This window comes from Promicromonospora sp. MS192 (assembly GCF_049532985.1).
Lineage (GTDB): Bacteria > Actinomycetota > Actinomycetes > Actinomycetales > Cellulomonadaceae > Promicromonospora.
In genome coordinates, this window is sequence record NZ_CP186693.1 from 2,570,296 (window position 1) to 2,585,540 (window position 15,245).

Annotated in this window: 13 protein-coding genes; 1 reads left to right on the forward strand and 12 read right to left on the reverse strand. The window is 74.1% G+C overall.

What is annotated here, in order from left to right:
* Positions 1-130: 130 nt before the first annotated feature.
* The 12 genes from ACO229_RS11655 to ACO229_RS11710 all read right to left on the reverse strand — a co-directional run bounded on the left by ACO229_RS11655 (position 131) and on the right by ACO229_RS11710 (position 13,788).
* Positions 131-799: an NUDIX domain-containing protein gene (locus tag ACO229_RS11655; protein WP_423465024.1), complete on the reverse strand. Its 669-nt coding sequence runs from the start codon at positions 797-799 to the stop codon at positions 131-133.
* Positions 796-2,472: a CTP synthase gene (locus tag ACO229_RS11660; RefSeq protein WP_397415249.1), complete on the reverse strand. Its 1,677-nt coding sequence runs from the start codon at positions 2,470-2,472 to the stop codon at positions 796-798. Before ACO229_RS11660 ends, ACO229_RS11655 begins: the two co-directional genes overlap by 4 nt.
* 127 nt (positions 2,473-2,599) lie before the next feature.
* Positions 2,600-4,315 carry a murein biosynthesis integral membrane protein MurJ gene (murJ, locus tag ACO229_RS11665; RefSeq protein ID WP_423465025.1) on the reverse strand — a complete coding sequence of 572 codons (1,716 nt, stop codon included), beginning with the start codon at positions 4,313-4,315 and terminating at the stop codon, positions 2,600-2,602.
* Positions 4,312-5,271, reverse strand: coding sequence for a hypothetical protein (locus ACO229_RS11670; RefSeq protein WP_423465026.1), 960 nt, complete (start codon positions 5,269-5,271; stop codon positions 4,312-4,314). Before ACO229_RS11670 ends, murJ begins: the two co-directional genes overlap by 4 nt.
* A 59-nt stretch (positions 5,272-5,330) precedes the next feature.
* Entirely contained in the window at positions 5,331-6,302 is a 972-nt protein-coding gene (locus ACO229_RS11675; protein WP_423465027.1) for a copper transporter, read from the reverse strand.
* Between the two features lie 90 nt (positions 6,303-6,392).
* Entirely contained in the window at positions 6,393-7,616 is a 1,224-nt protein-coding gene (steA, locus tag ACO229_RS11680) for a putative cytokinetic ring protein SteA (RefSeq protein ID WP_423465028.1), read from the reverse strand.
* 5 nt (positions 7,617-7,621) lie between these two features.
* Positions 7,622-9,364, reverse strand: coding sequence for a DNA repair protein RecN (recN, locus tag ACO229_RS11685; protein WP_397415239.1), 1,743 nt, complete (start codon positions 9,362-9,364; stop codon positions 7,622-7,624).
* Between the two features lie 8 nt (positions 9,365-9,372).
* Positions 9,373-10,320 carry an NAD kinase gene (locus tag ACO229_RS11690; RefSeq protein WP_397415237.1) on the reverse strand — a complete coding sequence of 316 codons (948 nt, stop codon included), beginning with the start codon at positions 10,318-10,320 and terminating at the stop codon, positions 9,373-9,375.
* Positions 10,317-11,261 carry a TlyA family RNA methyltransferase gene (locus tag ACO229_RS11695; protein ID WP_397433543.1) on the reverse strand — a complete coding sequence of 315 codons (945 nt, stop codon included), beginning with the start codon at positions 11,259-11,261 and terminating at the stop codon, positions 10,317-10,319. The genes ACO229_RS11690 and ACO229_RS11695 overlap by 4 nt, the downstream gene beginning before the upstream one ends.
* Positions 11,262-11,272: 11 nt before the next feature.
* Positions 11,273-11,458 (reverse strand): hypothetical protein, encoded by a 186-nt coding sequence (locus ACO229_RS11700; RefSeq protein ID WP_397415232.1) that lies wholly within the window; start codon positions 11,456-11,458, stop codon positions 11,273-11,275.
* Positions 11,459-11,767: 309 nt separating this feature from the next.
* On the reverse strand, positions 11,768-12,775 hold the full coding sequence (locus tag ACO229_RS11705) for an HAD-IIA family hydrolase (protein ID WP_423465029.1): 1,008 nt from the start codon (positions 12,773-12,775) through the stop codon (positions 11,768-11,770).
* Entirely contained in the window at positions 12,772-13,788 is a 1,017-nt protein-coding gene (locus tag ACO229_RS11710; RefSeq protein ID WP_423465030.1) for a hypothetical protein, read from the reverse strand. Before ACO229_RS11710 ends, ACO229_RS11705 begins: the two co-directional genes overlap by 4 nt.
* Here ACO229_RS11710 and ACO229_RS11715 point away from each other — a divergent pair.
* A complete protein-coding gene (locus ACO229_RS11715; RefSeq protein WP_423465031.1) occupies positions 13,741-15,243 on the forward strand; it encodes a hypothetical protein in 1,503 nt (500 codons plus the stop codon). The genes ACO229_RS11710 and ACO229_RS11715 overlap by 48 nt on opposite strands.
* Positions 15,244-15,245 lie beyond the last annotated feature (2 nt).

Consider the following 15,245-nt stretch of genomic DNA (forward strand, 5'->3'; position numbering starts at 1 on the left):
ACGTTCGGTCAGTTGCCGCGAGTTCGGTCCGTGGATGGACCGAACTCGGAGCAACCGACCGAACCCGCGGAATCCGCGCCCGCATCTGACCGAGCTCACGACAGCACCCGGCACCCCAGGCCCCAGGCGCTCAGTTCTTGCGGTACTCCCAGGGAGCGTCGACCGGGCGCAGCGTCTCCCAGTCCGAGGCCCGCCCGATCGCGGCCGCGAGCACGCCCGCGATCGTCGCGGCGTTGTGCAGCCTGCCCGCGAGCGCGAGCGCCGCGGCCTCCTCCAGCGGCACCGGCACCACGACCATGTCGGCCTCCTCGGCCTCACGGACGTGCCGGTCCTCGTCGGGCACCGGGGTGAGGCCGCGGGCCAGGTAGACGCGCACGGCCTCGTTGCTGCCGCCCGGGGTGGGCAGCAGGTCCAGAAGCACGTCCCAGGTGGCGGCGTTCATGTCCGCCTCCTCGGCCAGCTCCCGGGCGGCGGCGACGTGCGGGTCCTCCCCGTCGAGGTCGAGCAGGCCGGCGGGCGCCTCCCAGAGGAAGGCGCCGACCGGGTGCCGGTACTGGCGCAGCAGCAGCACGTCGCCGTCGTCGGTGAGCGCCACGACGACCACCGCACCCGGGTGGTCGACGTACTCGCGGCGGACGATGCCGCCCGCCTCGCCCAGGTCGACCTCGTCGGAGACCATGTCCACCACGAAGCCCTGGAACGGCACGTCGAGCCGCCGCGCGGGACGCGGGTCGATGACGTCGGTGACCTCGTCCGAGCTGATGTCCGAGCTGACGTCCGAGCCGGTTTCGGTGCTCATGACGACCGCTTCTCGAGCGCGGCCGCGATCAGGCCCGCGAACAGCGGGTGCGCCCGCGTGGGGCGCGACTTGAACTCGGGGTGCGCCTGGGTGGCCACGAAGTACGGGTGGGTCTCCGCCGGGAGCTCCACGAACTCCACGAGCGACGAGTCGGGCGACGTCCCCGAGATCAGCAGGCCGGCCTCCTCCAGGTCGCCGCGGTAGGCGTTGTTCACCTCGTAGCGGTGCCGGTGCCGCTCGGAGACCTTCTCGCTGCCGTAGGCCTTCGCGACCACCGACCCGGCCGCCAGCGACGCCTCGTACGCACCCAGGCGCATGGTGCCGCCCATGTCACCCTCGCCCTCCACGATCGCCTTCTGCTCGGCCATCGTGGCCACGACGGGGTGGCTGCTCGCGGGGTGGAACTCGGTGGACGAGGCGTCCTCCCAGCCCAGCACGTTGCGGGCGTACTCGATGACCATCGACTGCAGACCCAGGCAGATGCCGAGAGTCGGCACCAGGTTCTCGCGCGACCAGCGCAGCGCCCCGACCTTGCCGTCGATGCCGCGCACGCCGAAGCCGCCCGGCACCAGCACCGCGTCGACGCCCCGCAGCGACGCCTGCGCGCCCTGGGGAGTCTGGCAGTCGTCGGCGGCGACCCAGCGGATCCGCACCTTGGCGTCGTTCGCGAAGCCGCCGGCACGCAGCGCCTCGGTCACCGACAGGTACGCGTCCGGCAGGTCGATGTACTTGCCCACCAGCGCGACCTCGACGGTGTGCTCGGGCTCGTGCACGCGCTCCAGGAGGCGGCTCCAGCCGTCCCAGTCGACGTCGTGGAACGGCATGCCCAGGCGGCGCACCACGTACGCGTCCAGACCCTCGGCGTGGATGACGCGCGGGATGTCGTAGATCGAGGGCGCGTCGGCGCAGTTGATGACGGCCTCGTTGTCGACATCGCACATGAGCGCGATCTTGTTCTTGATGCCCTCGGGCACCACGCGGTCGGAGCGCAGCACGATCGCGTCGGGCTGGATGCCGATGGAGCGCAGCGCGGCCACGGAGTGCTGGGTCGGCTTGGTCTTCAGCTCGCCCGACGGCCCGATGTACGGCACCAGCGACACGTGCAGGAAGAACACGTTGTCGCGGCCGAGCTCGTGCCGCACCTGGCGGGCCGACTCCAGGAAGGGCTGCGACTCGATGTCGCCGACGGTGCCGCCGATCTCGGTGATGATCACGTCGACGTCGTCGGAGGCCTGCTCGCGCATCCGGAACTTGATCTCGTCGGTGATGTGCGGGATGACCTGCACGGTGTCGCCCAGGTACTCACCGCGGCGCTCCTTCGCGATGACGCGGGAGTACACCTGGCCGGTCGTCACGTTCGAGGACGCGGGCAGCTCGACGTCGAGGAACCGTTCGTAGTGCCCGATGTCGAGGTCGGTCTCCGCGCCGTCCTCGGTGACGAAGACCTCACCGTGCTGGAACGGGTTCATGGTGCCGGGATCCACGTTCAGGTAGGGATCCAGCTTCTGCATCGTGACGCTCAGGCCACGGGAGCGGAGCAGGCGACCGAGCGATGACGCCGTCAGTCCCTTGCCGAGAGAGGACGCCACACCACCGGTGACGAAGATGTGCTTGGTCGGCGTCGAGGCGCCGGACCGATGACGGGACTGGAGACTGCTTCGGTGTTCGACCACGGAACTCCATCCTAAACGAGGTATGGCGTGCCGGTGGTGTAACGACCGGCACACGCGCCCACCACGTGGGGATCTTCGGTGCGGTTCCGTCGAGTGTGCTCCTGTCGAGCCCGGCGCGCTCGCTAAGTCAGGCCCTTCGGGAGAACTTCCTCCACATCGTGCGCACGACCGGCCCCACGGCGGTGCGCAGGTCGCGGTCCAGCAGCACCGCGACCAGCAGTGCGACCAGGGCCGCCAGCAGGCCGACGGCGAGCCCGAGGCCCAGGTCGGCGGCGAACGCGGGGCCGTCGAACTCCGTCTCGGCCGCGGGCACGGTCGTCAACCATCCCGACGGCCGCCCGGCCTGCCACCAGGCCGCCAGGAGACCGGCAGCGGCTCCCAGCGCCGTGGCCACGACCAGCGCGCCCAGCGCCCGCCAGACGCCGTCCAGCGCCTCCGGGCCGAGGTGCCGGCGGACGGCCAGGAGCAGCCCGAGGCCGGCCACCACCATGGCCACCGTGCTGACCGCGCCGAGGGCGGCCATGACCTCGATGCGCAGCAGCTCACCCGGGTCCCGCGCGGCGAACAGCAGCGGCACCACGGCCGCCCCGAGGGCGGCCACGCCCCAGCCGCTCGCCGTCGCGACCACCGCCGCCCGGCCGTGGTCGACGGCGTACAGCGCCCGCGACAGGTGCAGGATCAGGGCGAATCCCACCAGGCCCGGTGCCATCGCCATGAGCCCCGCCGCCATGCCGGGCGCGTCGCCCCGGACGATGAGGTCGAAGACCCGCTCGACGTACGGGGCGGCCGCGACGAGCGCCGCCACACCGAGCGACGTGACCAGCAGCAGGGTGCGCGTGGTGCGCGCGACGAGCGCGCGCAGCTCCGGGAGGCGCCCGGCCGACGCGTGCTCCGCGAAGTGCGGGAAGGCGCTGGTCGCGATCGGGAACGCAAGGACCGCGTAGGGCAGCAGGTAGACCTGCTGGGCGTACAGGTAGACCGACAGCGTGCCGTCCCCGCCGGCCGCGTTGGCCGCGCGCAGCGTGAGGAAGATCGAGACCTGCTGCGCCACCAGCGCGCCCACGCCCGCGAAGGCCAGGCGCGCGGCGCGGGGACCCTCGCCGCCCGGGAAGCGCAGCGTGGGCCGCAGCCGCAGCCCGGTGCGCCAGACGGGCACCGCGAGCGGCAGCGCGAGGAACAGCACGCCCACGGTGGTACCCCATGCCAGCCAGTCCAGCGCCCGGCCGGACAGCGCCGCGACGTCCTGCTGGTCGCCGTGCGCCAGGGCGCCGAAGACCGCGTAGACCACGATCACCACGAGGCTGGAGACCAGCGGTGCGAACGTGGGCCAGAAGAACCGCTTGTGCGCCTGCAGGATGCCGCCCAGCACGACGGCCAGCCCGTAGAGGGGAACCTGCACCGCGAACACCCGCAGGAAGCTCGTGGCGACGTCGGCGTGCACCGGGTCGTCCAGACCGGTCAGGCCGATGATCGGGCGCGCCAGGAGCGCCATGAGCCCGGCGAGCGGGATCAGCACGACCAGCGTCCAGCCCAGCAGCGCGGACGCGGTCCGCGAGGCCTGCTCCTTCGCGGCGGCGGAGTCCTGCTCGCCGTCCGCGGGCAGCAGGGCCCGGCTCAGCGGCCCGGCCAGCAACGGCACGACGGCGCCCGCGAGCGCACCGCCCGCCGCGACCTCGAACAGCAGGTTGGGGAGCTGGTTGGCGGAGTTGAAGACCGTCCCGACGCCGTCGGACCCGAGCCATGCGCCCTGCGCGAGCCAGCGGCCGAAGCCGACGATGCGGCTGGCGAGGGTGACGACCGTGACGAGCAGCGCGGCGCTCGCCAGGCTGGAGAACCTGCTCACGCGCCCGGGGAGGCCATGGGGTCGGAGGCGGAGGTCGAGCGGACGCCGCTCTCGATGGCGGGCTCAGCGGCGGGCTCGGTGTCCGGGCTCGCCGCGAGCGGCTCGTCGGCCGGCGCCGCGGCCGGCCGCCGGCCGAGCATGTCGATCCGGTTCAGCCACTCGTTCCCGGCGATGACCTTGGAGAAGCTGACCTTCTCCGACGCCAGCATGAGACCGACGACGCCCGCGAGCGCCGCCCACCGGACGGCGCGGGGCGCACCGAAGGCGATCTGGCTGCCGACCAGCGCACCCAGGGCGTTGGCGCCGCCGTCGCCCAGCATGTCCCGCTCCCCCAGGTCGCCGGGGGCGGCCGCGGCCGCGGCTCCCAGGACGGCGCCGGTGGCACCCGCGCCGGTGGGCGCGAGCGCCAGGCTCGCCGCCGCACCGACCTTCAGGGCGCGGCCGGGTCGCAGGTCGAAGAGGTTGACGAGGTTCGCGGTGCCGCCGATGAGCGCGCCGTTGAGGCCGACGTCGACCAGGTGGCCGAAGGCGCCGCCCGTGCGTCGCGTGCCCACGGCCGCGGCGACGAGCGCCGAGCCGGAGATGCCGAGCACCTTGAGCCCGCCGGTGGTCAGGCGGCCCTGTGCGAGGGCGCCGAGGTGGCCCCGCAGGCCCTTGGTGCGCTCGGACGTGTCCTCGGCGAAGTCGTCGACCAGGCCGAAGCCGCCGGCCGCCGCCGTGGCCAGCGCGGTCGCCCCGGGTGCGTTTCCGCCCCCGACGGCCGCGCCCGCGACGAGGCCCGCGGCGACCGCGGGGCCCTCCAGCAGGCTGATGGGCTCGCCGCGATGGTTGGTCCGCGTCCACGTCGAGGGGCCGCCGAGCCCTCCGGCGGCCACCTTCTCGTCGAGCTTGCGGCGCGCGAGCACCGTCGCGGCTCCCGCGACGACGCCGGCCAGGATGAACCTGCCTGCCCCCATGACTACCCCTCGGTCGGTCTCGGTTGTCTGTCGGTTGTCGTGCTGTCCGTGCGGTGGTGCTACTCGGGCCCGGCGCCGGCCGGGGCGGGCGGCAGGACCGCCGTCGCGTCCTCCTCCAGACCGTACTGGCCCACGGTGCCGTCGAGGCGTGCGGCGATCGCGAGCGGCACGGTGATCCGGCCCGTGAGCCGGCCGATGCCGCTCACGGTGGTGACCTCGGCGGCGATCTCCTCGTCCTCGCGCACGGCCTGGACGACGTCGCCCGGGTCCTCCGTCGGCCCGGCGAGCACCGCCGCGCCCGAGACCTGCTGCACCGCGCGCGTCACGGCGGTCCAGGTGTCCGGGGCCGGCTCCGCCTCCTCGGTGGCGCCGTCGGCCGTCTCCTGGGGTTGCCCGGCCGCGCCCACGAGGAGCAGCACGGCCTGCGCGGCCTCGGTCTGGTCGTCGCCCGGCTCCACGAAGCCGAACCGCTCGAGCTGCGCCTCCAGGTCCGTCGCCTGTGCGCTGCGCCCGGGGCCGCCGCCCTCGCTGCCCGTGAGGGCGAGGGCCAGGGCGGTGCCGAGCGTCGTGCCGGCGTCGTCGTCCTCGGGGGCGTCGTCGCCGAGGTTCGCACGCAGGCCGTCGGCGACGGTCTCGCGGGACGACTCGTCAGCCGTGTCGGTCCAGGCGTCCGTCAGCACCGTCGTGGACACGACGCTGGCGCCCGCGGTCTCGAGCTGGGCGAGCACGCCCTCCTGGGTGTCCTCGGAGACGTCCGCGAGCTGCACGACGGCCACCCGGTCCCCCTCCAGGGAGCCGGGGACGATCTGGGTACCCACCGCCTCGATGAAGCGCTCGTCGCCGTCCAGCGCGGTCTGCGTGGAGTCCAGCTCGGTGCGCAGGTCGGTGCGCTCGGCGCGCAGCGCGTCCACCTGTTCCGTCAGGGTCTCCCCGATCGCCCCCTGGAGGGGTCCGGCACCGAGGATGATGCCGACCGCGAGGGCGAGGAAGACGGAGATGAGCGAGACGAGGTGGTATCGGAAGTCGATCACGGTACGGAGAGGTCCTTAGGCATGGTCCGGGCGGTCGGCGCCCGGCAGAGGTCGGGGCGGCAGGGTGTCCTGGAGCGGGCTCCGGACGGGTCAGCCGCCGAAGAGGTGACTGATCCAGGAGACGACGTCGTCGAAGCGCGCCCCGATCAGTCCGAAGAAGGTCTGCCCCGCCGAGGTCGAGGCCAGGGCCGCGAGCACGGCGGCGACTCCCGCCGCCGACAGCAGCGTGAGCTGGGTGTTCGAGATCCGCGTCCGGTACAGCTGCGAGACGCCCTTGGCGTCCACGAGCTTGCCCCCGACGCGCAGGCGGGTGAGGAACGTCGAGGCCATGCCGGCACGACCCTTGTCGAGGAACTCGACGAGCGTCGCGTGCGTGCCGACGGCGACGATGAGCTCGGCACCCTTGTCGTCGGCGAGCAGCATCGTGATGTCCTCGCTGGTGCCGGTCGCCGGGAAGACGACCGGGTCCACACCCAGCGCCTTCACGCGCTCCAGCCCCGGGGCCTTGCCGTCGCGGTAGGCGTGCACCACGATCTCGGCACCGCAGGCCAGCGCCCGATCGGAGACGGAGTCCATGTCGCCCACGATCATGTCGGGCTGCCAGCCCGCGTCGATGATCGCGTCCGCACCGCCGTCGACGCCGATGAGCACCGGCGAGTTCTCCCGGATGTAGGACCGCAGCAGGGCGAGGTCCTCCCGGTAGTGGTAGCCGCGCACCACGATCAGCACCTGCCGGCCCGCGATCGGGGTCCGGATGTCGGGCACGCCGACTCCGTCCAGCAGGAGGTCCCGCTCGCGGCGCAGGTACGTCATGGTGTTCTCGGCGAACCGCTCGATCTCGGCCGACAGGCCCTCGCGCGCGGCCGTCATGCTCTCGGCGACGGTCCGGGGCGTCTGGTAGGTCCCCTGCGCCACGACCTCGCCGCCCACGACGACCTCGCCGCCCACGATCGCGACGTCCGCGTGCTCGTCGATCCCCATGATCGAGGGGCCCAGGTCGTCCACCAGGACGATCCCGGCCTCGACCAGGATGTTCGGGCCCGTGTTGGGGTACCGGCCCGAGGTCGACGGGGCAGCGTTCAGGACGGCCACGGGTGCCGCGGAGACCAGCGCGTCCGCGGCGACACGGTCGATGTCCACGTGGTCGATCACGGCGACGTCGCCCGGGTTGAGCCGGGCGGTCAGCTCCTTCGTGCGGGCCCCGATCCGGGCGGGCCCGTGCACGGCAGCTCCGGGGACGGTCGCCTCGTCGGCGTCGGCGCTCTTCGACGGGCCCTTGTCGGCGCGCTTGTCGGGTCGGGAGATCAGCTTCATCCGCTCTATCGTCCCACGACCGAGGACTCCAGGAGCTCCAGCGCGTGGGTACGCGCCGTCTCCGAGTCGTCCTGGCCGGACAGCATCCGCGCCAGCTCGCGGACCCGGGCGTCCGCGGTCACCTCACGCACCCCGGTGACCGTGATCATCCCGTCATCTGCGGCGTCCTCGTCGGAGCTCTTGGTGACCACCAGGTGCGCGTCCGCGAACGCCGCGACCTGCGCCAGGTGGGTCACGACGACCACCTGGGTGCTGCGGCCGAGCTGCGCCAGGCGGCGGCCCACCTCGACGGCGGCACGGCCGCCGACGCCGGCGTCGACCTCGTCGAAGACGAACGTGCTGCGCGGCGTGTCCGCCGTGCGCTCGGCCGCGGCACCGCCGGACGTCGCCAGCGCCACCTCCAGCGCGAGCATCACCCGGGAGAGCTCACCGCCCGAGGCCCCCTTGCCGAGCGGCCGCTCGGGCGCCCCGGGGTGCGGCACCAGGAGGAACGTCACCTGGTCGGCGCCGAACGGCCCCGGTTCCTCCAGCGGCTGCACCGAGACCACGAGGTGGGCGCCGCCCATGGCCAGACCGTGCAGCTCGTTCGTGACGGCCGTGGCCAGCTCGGACGCGCCCCGCGTGCGCTCGGCGGTGAGGATCTCTGCCAGCCGGGCCAGCTCGCCGTCCAGCTCGGCCACGCGGTCCCGCATCGAGGCGAGCCGGTCGCCGCCGTCGTCCAGGTCGAGCAGGCGCAGGCCCGCGTCGCTGGCCCACTGCAGCACCTCGTCGATGCTCTCGCCGTAGGAGCGGGTCAGGGCGTTCAGCTCCGCCATGCGGTTGTGCGCCGTCTCCAGGCCCGCCGGGTCCGCCTGCAGGTCGTCGACGTAGGCGGCCACGTCGGTCGCCACGTCCGACAGGAGGTAGCCCACCTCGGCGAACCGGGTGGCCAGCGCACCGAGCGCCGCGTCCGAGTGCGCCGCGGACTCCAGGGCACGCCGCGCCCGCTCCACCAGGGCGATCGCGTTCTCGCGCGCTCCCTCGGCGTCCTCGCCCGCCACCGCCTCGTGCGCCTCGGTGGCCGCGGTGCGCAGGCCCTCGGCGTTGGACAGCCGCTCGATCAGGGCCTGCAGCTCGGCGTCCTCCCCCGACTGGGGGTCCACCCGCTCGATCTCCTCCAGGCCGATCCGCAGCAGCTCGACCTCGCGTGCCCGCTCGGCGCCGCGCGCCTCCAGGTCCGCGATCTCGGCGAGCAGCCCCCCGCGTTCGGTCCACGCGGCGCGGTACGACGCCAGGACGCGCTGATGGGCCGGGCCCACGAAGGTGTCCAGGGCGTCCCGCTGCTTGGCCGCCGTGCGCAGCCGGAGCTGGTCGGCCTGGCCGTGCACGGTGAACAGGTCCTCGGCGATCTCCGCGAGCACGCCCTGGGGCACGGCACGCCCGCCCAGGTGGGCACGCGACCGGCCGTCGGCGATGGTGCGCAGGATCACGACCGTGCCGTCGTCCTCCACCTCGCCGCCCGCCTCGTCGACGCGTTCCAGCACGGCGTCCCGGCCCGAGACGCGGACGCGGCCCTCGACCGCCGCCGACGACGCGCCCGGGCGCACCGACTGCGGGTCCGCCTTGGCGCCCATGAGCAGGTTGAGGCCCGTGAGCACCATCGTCTTGCCGGCACCCGTCTCGCCCGTGATGACGGTCAGGCCGTCGGACAGGGGTACCCGGGCCGAGCGGATGACGCCCAGGTTCTCGATAGCGATCTCCTCGAGCACCTGACTCCTTAGTTCTCTGGTGTGGTGTCGGCTGGGTCAGAAGGTACATCCTGCGCCTGCGCGTGCCCCGACCCGACACGGTCCCGCCAGCCCGACACGGGCAGGTTGAACTTCGACACGAGCCGGTCCGTGAACGGGGCGTTGGACAGGCGTGCGAGGCGCACGGTACCGCCCTGGCGCACCACGACGCGAGACCCGCGGGGCAGCCGGATCTCCCGGCGCCCGTCACAGGTCAGCACGCCCTCGACCGTCGACTGCGGCAGCACGTCGACCGTGTACCGCGACTTCGGGCCGATCACGAGCGGCCGCGCGAACAGCGCGTGCGCGGACAGCGGCACCATGAGCACGGCGTCGACGTCGGGCCAGATCACCGGGCCACCGCCCGAGAAGGCGTGCGCCGTGGAGCCGGTCGCCGTGGCCATCACGACCCCGTCGCAGCCGAAGGACAGCAGCGGGCGGCCGTCCACCCCGATCGCCACCTCCAGCATGCGGTCGCGCGTCGCCTTCTCCACGGTGGCCTCGTTGAGGGCCCAGCCCACCACGGGCTCCGCCGTGCCGGGCAGGTGCACGGTCACGTCGACCGTCGCGCGCTCCTCGACCTCGTAGTCCCGCGCGGCCAGGCGCTGCACGGCGGCCCGCAGGTCCTCCCGCTCGGACTCCGCGAGAAAGCCCACGTGGCCCAGGTTCACGCCGAGCAGCGGCACGTCCGTGCCCCGCGTCAGCTCTGCGGCACGCAGGATGGTGCCGTCACCGCCCAGCACCATGACGACCTCGGCGTTGTGCACGCCCTCCGCGACCCGCTTGGCGGCCATGTGGTCGCCGAACTCCTCGGCCAGCGCGTCGTCGTGCAGCGTGTACTCGAAGCCCGCCGACTTCAGCTCGCGCAGGGCCTCGGCCAGCGCCGCGACCGCCTGGGGACGCCCGCCATGGGTCACGATCAGCACACGCCTGGTCACGGCTCCCGCTCCTCTCGCTCGTCCACCCGTTCCCCGACGACGACGGCCGGCGGCTCCGGCGGGTGACCGGGTACCGCCGCGGGCCCACCCTGGGCAGGATCCCACGCCACGGCCGCGGCGACGGCGTCGGCCACCGCGCCGTCCGTGTCTCCGTCAGCTCCGTGGTCCGCGTCCGCCGACCGGCCGGGTGTCAGCCACAGGAAGAACTCACGGTTGCCGCTCGGTCCGGGCAGGGGGCTCGGCACGACCGCACGGGTCCGCAGGCCCGATCCGGCAGCGGCCCGGGACACGGTCCGCACCGCGTCGGCGTGCAGCGCGGGGTCACGCACCACGCCACCGCTGCCCAGCCGCTCGCGCCCGACCTCGAACTGCGGCTTGACCATCAGCAGCGCCTGGGCGCCGGGTTCCAGCACGCCCGCGACGGCCGGCAGCACCACGGTGAGCGAGATGAAGGAGAGGTCGGCGACCACGAGGTCCGGGGACCGGGCCAGGTCGTCCGGCGTCAGGTCACGCACGTTGAGACCCTCGACCACCGTCACGCGGTCGTCATGACGCAGCGCGGGGACGAGCTGGTCGTGCCCCACGTCGACGGCGACCACGTGCGCCGCCCCCCGCCGCAGCAGCACGTCGGTGAAACCGCCCGTGGACGCACCGAGGTCGGCGCAGTACGCACCCTCGACCTGCGGCCCGCCCGGCACACGGGCCAGCGCGTCCAGGGCACCGGCCAGCTTGAGCGCCGCCCGGGAGGCGAACTCGTGCTCGGGGTCGGCGCCGGGCACCACCACCACGTCGGCGCCGTCCGCCACCGCCGACGACGGCTTGACCACCGCGCGTCCCGCGACCCGCACCCGCCCGGCGGCGACGAGCTCCGCGGCATGCCGCCGGGACCGGGCCAGCCCGCGGCGCACCAGCTCCGCGTCCACCCGTGTGCTCGCTGTCATCGTCACCACCGTCAGGCGTCACCGCTCAGGTGCGCCCGCAGGGCGTCGTGGACCGCCTCGAACCGGGCGACATGGTCGGCCGGGGGCAGCTCGTCGAGCCCGTCGAGCGCGTCGAGGGCGCCGCGGACCCCCTCCTGGGCATCCGCCGGGGCACCGGCCGGGTCCAGGGGTTCCTCGATCTCGTAGAACTCGTCCATCGTGCGTCAACGCTCCACTGTGCTCGTCGTGCCCAACTGTGCTCGTCGTGCCCGTCGACCCACCGCCTCCGCGCACGGCTGGTCCTGCGTCCTGCCTGACCATCCTGCCTGACACGGTACCCGCCGCCCCCGACAGAACCCGGGAGCACGGAACACCTGCCCCGTACCTCCGGACCGCACCTGCCCCGCGAGGCGAGGTCACTCTGCGTCGACAACGTCTACACCGAGTGACCAGTGCCCGCGAGGCCACCTGCCCGGCGACCCGGCTCGCCGGGCCGCCGTCGGCCCGTACGTATCGGCCCGTACGCGTCAGACCGGGAGCTCGGGCACCGTCGAGGGGTCCAGCTTCTCCCCCGCGTCGACGGCCGCCCAGGCCGCGGCGCACGCGGCACGGGCCAGGTCGATCCCGCTGCCGTCCAGCCGCAAAGCGCCGTCGGCCACCTGCGCGGCCGACGTACCGCAGACGTGCCAGCCGTCCACCAGGGCCGGGGCCGCGTGCGGCTCCAGGAGCGCCCGCAGGTCCGCAGCCAGGTACGACGGGCGTTCCCCCGGCACGGCCAGCACCGCGTCACGCGCCGTGGAGACGCCGGTCAGCACGTGCAGTCCCGGGTACCCACCGCCGCGGGCTCCGGCCAGGTCGGTGTCGAGGCGGTCGCCGATCACCAGCGGACGGCTGGCCTCGGCGCGCTCGACCGCGAGCCGGTACATGGTGGGCGACGGCTTGCCCGCGCTGTCGGGCACGACACCCGTCGCCGACCGCACAGCCGCGACCAGCGCCCCGTTCCCGGGCGCGAAACCACGCGCGGTCGGCAGCGAGAGGTCCAGGTTGCTCGCCACGTGCCACGCCCCGCGGCCCACGGCGTACGCGGCCTCGGCGAGCTGGGTCCAGCCGACCTCGGGGGCATAGCCCTGCGCGACGGCGTCCGGATCGTCGTCCGCCGACCCCACCACGGTGAAGCCCGCCGCGCGGACGGCGGTCACCAGCCCCTTGCCGCCCACCACCAGCACCTTCGCCCCCGGATCCAGCCGGGTGGTCAGCAGCGCGGCGCACGCCTGCGCCGCCGTCATCACCTCGGCCGGCTCGGTCGGGATGTCGAGGCCGGTGAGCTGGCTCGCGACGTCCTCCGGCTCACGCGAGGCGTTGTTCGTCACGAACACCAGGCGCATCCCGCCCGACCGCGCGGCGGTCAGGCTTGCCGAGGCGTGCTCGACGGGCAGATGCCCCTTGTAGGCCACGCCGTCGAGATCGACGAGCGCGAGGTCGTACGCCGTCGCGAGCGGGACGTCGCTCGCGAGCAGTCCGCCCGCGCCCGTCATGCCTTCTCCTGCCCGACGTCGGACCGGTCGCCCGAGGCGGCGTCCGCACTCACGTCCGTGGTGGGCTCCGCGGCGATCGGCTCCGTGTCCGTCTTCGGTTCAGGGTCGGACTCGAAGTCAGACTCGGGGTCGCTCGGTTCGTCGACGGCGTCCGCCTGCGGCTCGTCGAGGTCGTCCTCGTCGTCCTCGTCGTCCTCCTGATCGTCCGGCGAATCGGCGGAGTCCGCGGAATCGGCGGAGTCCGCAGAGTCAGCGGAGTCCGCAGAACCCGGCGAGTCCGCGGAGTCAGCGGAGTCAGCCGAGTCCGCGGAGCCCGGCGAACCGGCCGAGCCCTCGTCCTCGTCCTCGTCCTCGTCCTCGTCCTCGTCCTCGTCCTCGGCAGCATCCTCGGGCTCGTCCGCCGCGAACTCCTCCGGGTGGTCGGCGGCGTACTCCTCCTCGGCGAGCGCCGCGTCCTCCTCGACGTCGAACACCGTGATGTCCTCCTCGGGGACGGTCGCACCGATGGCGCGTTCGAGCGCCTCGCTGTCGACCGTCGCGAGCAGGGCCGCAGCCTCGTCGTCCCGGCCCGCGGCCTCCAGCGCCACGGCACGGGCCTGGAGCACCCGCAGGCCGAGGTCGCCCGGGGCGTCCGCGGGAGCGATCTTGTCGAGCACGGCCAGGGCGGCGTCGTGCTCGCCCAGGTCGGACCGGGCGCCGCTCGCCACGATGGCGAGCTCGACCCGGCCGGTCGCGTCGAGCGACGCGGCCTCCTCCGACGCCGCGAGCGCGAGCGCACGCTCGGGCCGGCCGAGTCCGCGTTCGGCGTCGGCCATGATCGGCAGGTGCTCGGACGAGCCGTTCAGCCGACGGACGGTGCGCAGCTCGCGCAGCGCCTCCGCGAACCGGTTGGTGCGGTAGGCAGCCAGGCCTGCGGCCTCGCGGACGATGTCGATCCGGCCCGCGTGCCGCAGCGCGACCTGTGCGTGCTCGTACGCACGCTCCGGGTCGACGTCGAGCAGCCGGCCCGCCATCACCAGGTGCAGCCCGACGTGCTCGGCGTGCTCCTTGCTCAGCCCACGCAGGCGAGAGCGCGCCTCCCGGTCGAGCTGACCGAACGAGACGTCGTCGGCGATCTCCGGTTCCGGGACGCGCGGAGCACGGTCGTCGTGGTCTCGGCGGTCCTGGTCCCGACGGTCATGGTCCCGACGGTCATGGTCCCGGCGGTCGCGGTCGTCGCGGCCGCGGTCGTCACGACCGCGCGCGGGACGGTCACTGCCCCGGTCGAAACGACGGTCGCCACCCCGGCGATCGTCACCCCGGCGGTCGTCACCCCGGCGGTCGTCACCCCGGCGGTCGTCACGACGATCGTCACCCCGGCGGTCGTCACGACGATCGTCACGCCGGAACGGACGGTCGCCCGCACCACTGTCCCGACGCGGCCGGTCGCCCCGGTCGTCGAACGAACGGCGCGGACGGTCGTCCCGCCCGCGGTTGTCCCGCCCGCGGTCGTCCCGGTCCCCGTAGGAGCGGCTCGGCCGGTCGTCGCGCTCGAAGCTGCGCCGCGGACGGTCGTCCCGGTCCCCGTACGAGCGCTGCGGGCGGTCGTCGTGACGGCGGAACGGGCGGTCACCGACCCGGTCGTCACGACGCGGACGGTCCCCACCACGGTCCTCGAACGACCGACGCGGACGGTCGTCCCGGTCGAAGCTGCGACGCGGCCGATCCTCGTCACGGCGGAACGGACGGTCACCCACCCGGTCGTCACGACGCGGACGGTCCCCACCACGGTCCTCGAACGACCGACGCGGACGGTCGTCCCCGTACGACCGGCGAGGACGGTCGTCGCTGTCGCCGTACAGACGCCGCGGGCGGTCGTCCCCACGACGGAAGGGACGGTCACCGACCCGGTCGTCACGACGCGGACGGTCCCCACCGCGATCCTCGAACGACCGACGCGGCCGGTCGTCGTCGCGGCGTGCCGGACGGCCCGCACCACGACCGTCCCGGTCCTGGTAGGAGCGGCCCGAACGATCGTCGCCGCCCCGGTACGGGCGGTCACCGCGGGCGCCGCGGTCGTCGCGTCCGCCCCGGTAGCCCCTGTCGCCGTCGCCCCGCTCGCCGGAGGTGCGGCGCGGACGGTCGTCACCGCGCCCGAAGGACCTGTCGCCCCCGCGGTCGTCCCGGCCCGGACGGTCGTCCCGACGCGGACGGTCGTCGCGGTCGAAGGTCCGCCGCGGACGGTCGTCGTCGTACCGTCGCGAGCCGCCGCGAGCGCCGTCGTACCGGCCGCCCCGGTCTCCACCGCGCTCGTCGCGGCGGGGCCCCCGGCCCTCGGCCCGGCTGCCGCTCCTGCGTTCGCCGCGGCGGTCGCCCTCGCGGTCGTTCCCCTGGTCACGGGGCGTTTCGTTCACGGTGTTCCCTTCGATGACAGATGCCCGCACATTCTCCCATGCGCGCAGCCGTCTCCGAGGGTCAGAACGCTGTGACG

Coding starts and splice junctions, on each gene's coding strand:
- ACO229_RS11705 (WP_423465029.1), bottom strand. CDS start 12,775: ATGACGGGCGCGGGCGGACTGCTCGCGAGCGACGTCCCGCTCGCGACG.
- steA (WP_423465028.1), bottom strand. CDS start 7,616: ATGAAGCTGATCTCCCGACCCGACAAGCGCGCCGACAAGGGCCCGTCG.
- ACO229_RS11655 (WP_423465024.1), bottom strand. CDS start 799: ATGAGCACCGAAACCGGCTCGGACGTCAGCTCGGACATCAGCTCGGAC.
- ACO229_RS11670 (WP_423465026.1), bottom strand. CDS start 5,271: ATGGGGGCAGGCAGGTTCATCCTGGCCGGCGTCGTCGCGGGAGCCGCG.
- ACO229_RS11695 (WP_397433543.1), bottom strand. CDS start 11,261: ATGACAGCGAGCACACGGGTGGACGCGGAGCTGGTGCGCCGCGGGCTG.
- ACO229_RS11700 (WP_397415232.1), bottom strand. CDS start 11,458: ATGGACGAGTTCTACGAGATCGAGGAACCCCTGGACCCGGCCGGTGCC.
- ACO229_RS11710 (WP_423465030.1), bottom strand. CDS start 13,788: ATGGCGGGCCGGCTGCTCGACGTCGACCCGGAGCGTGCGTACGAGCAC.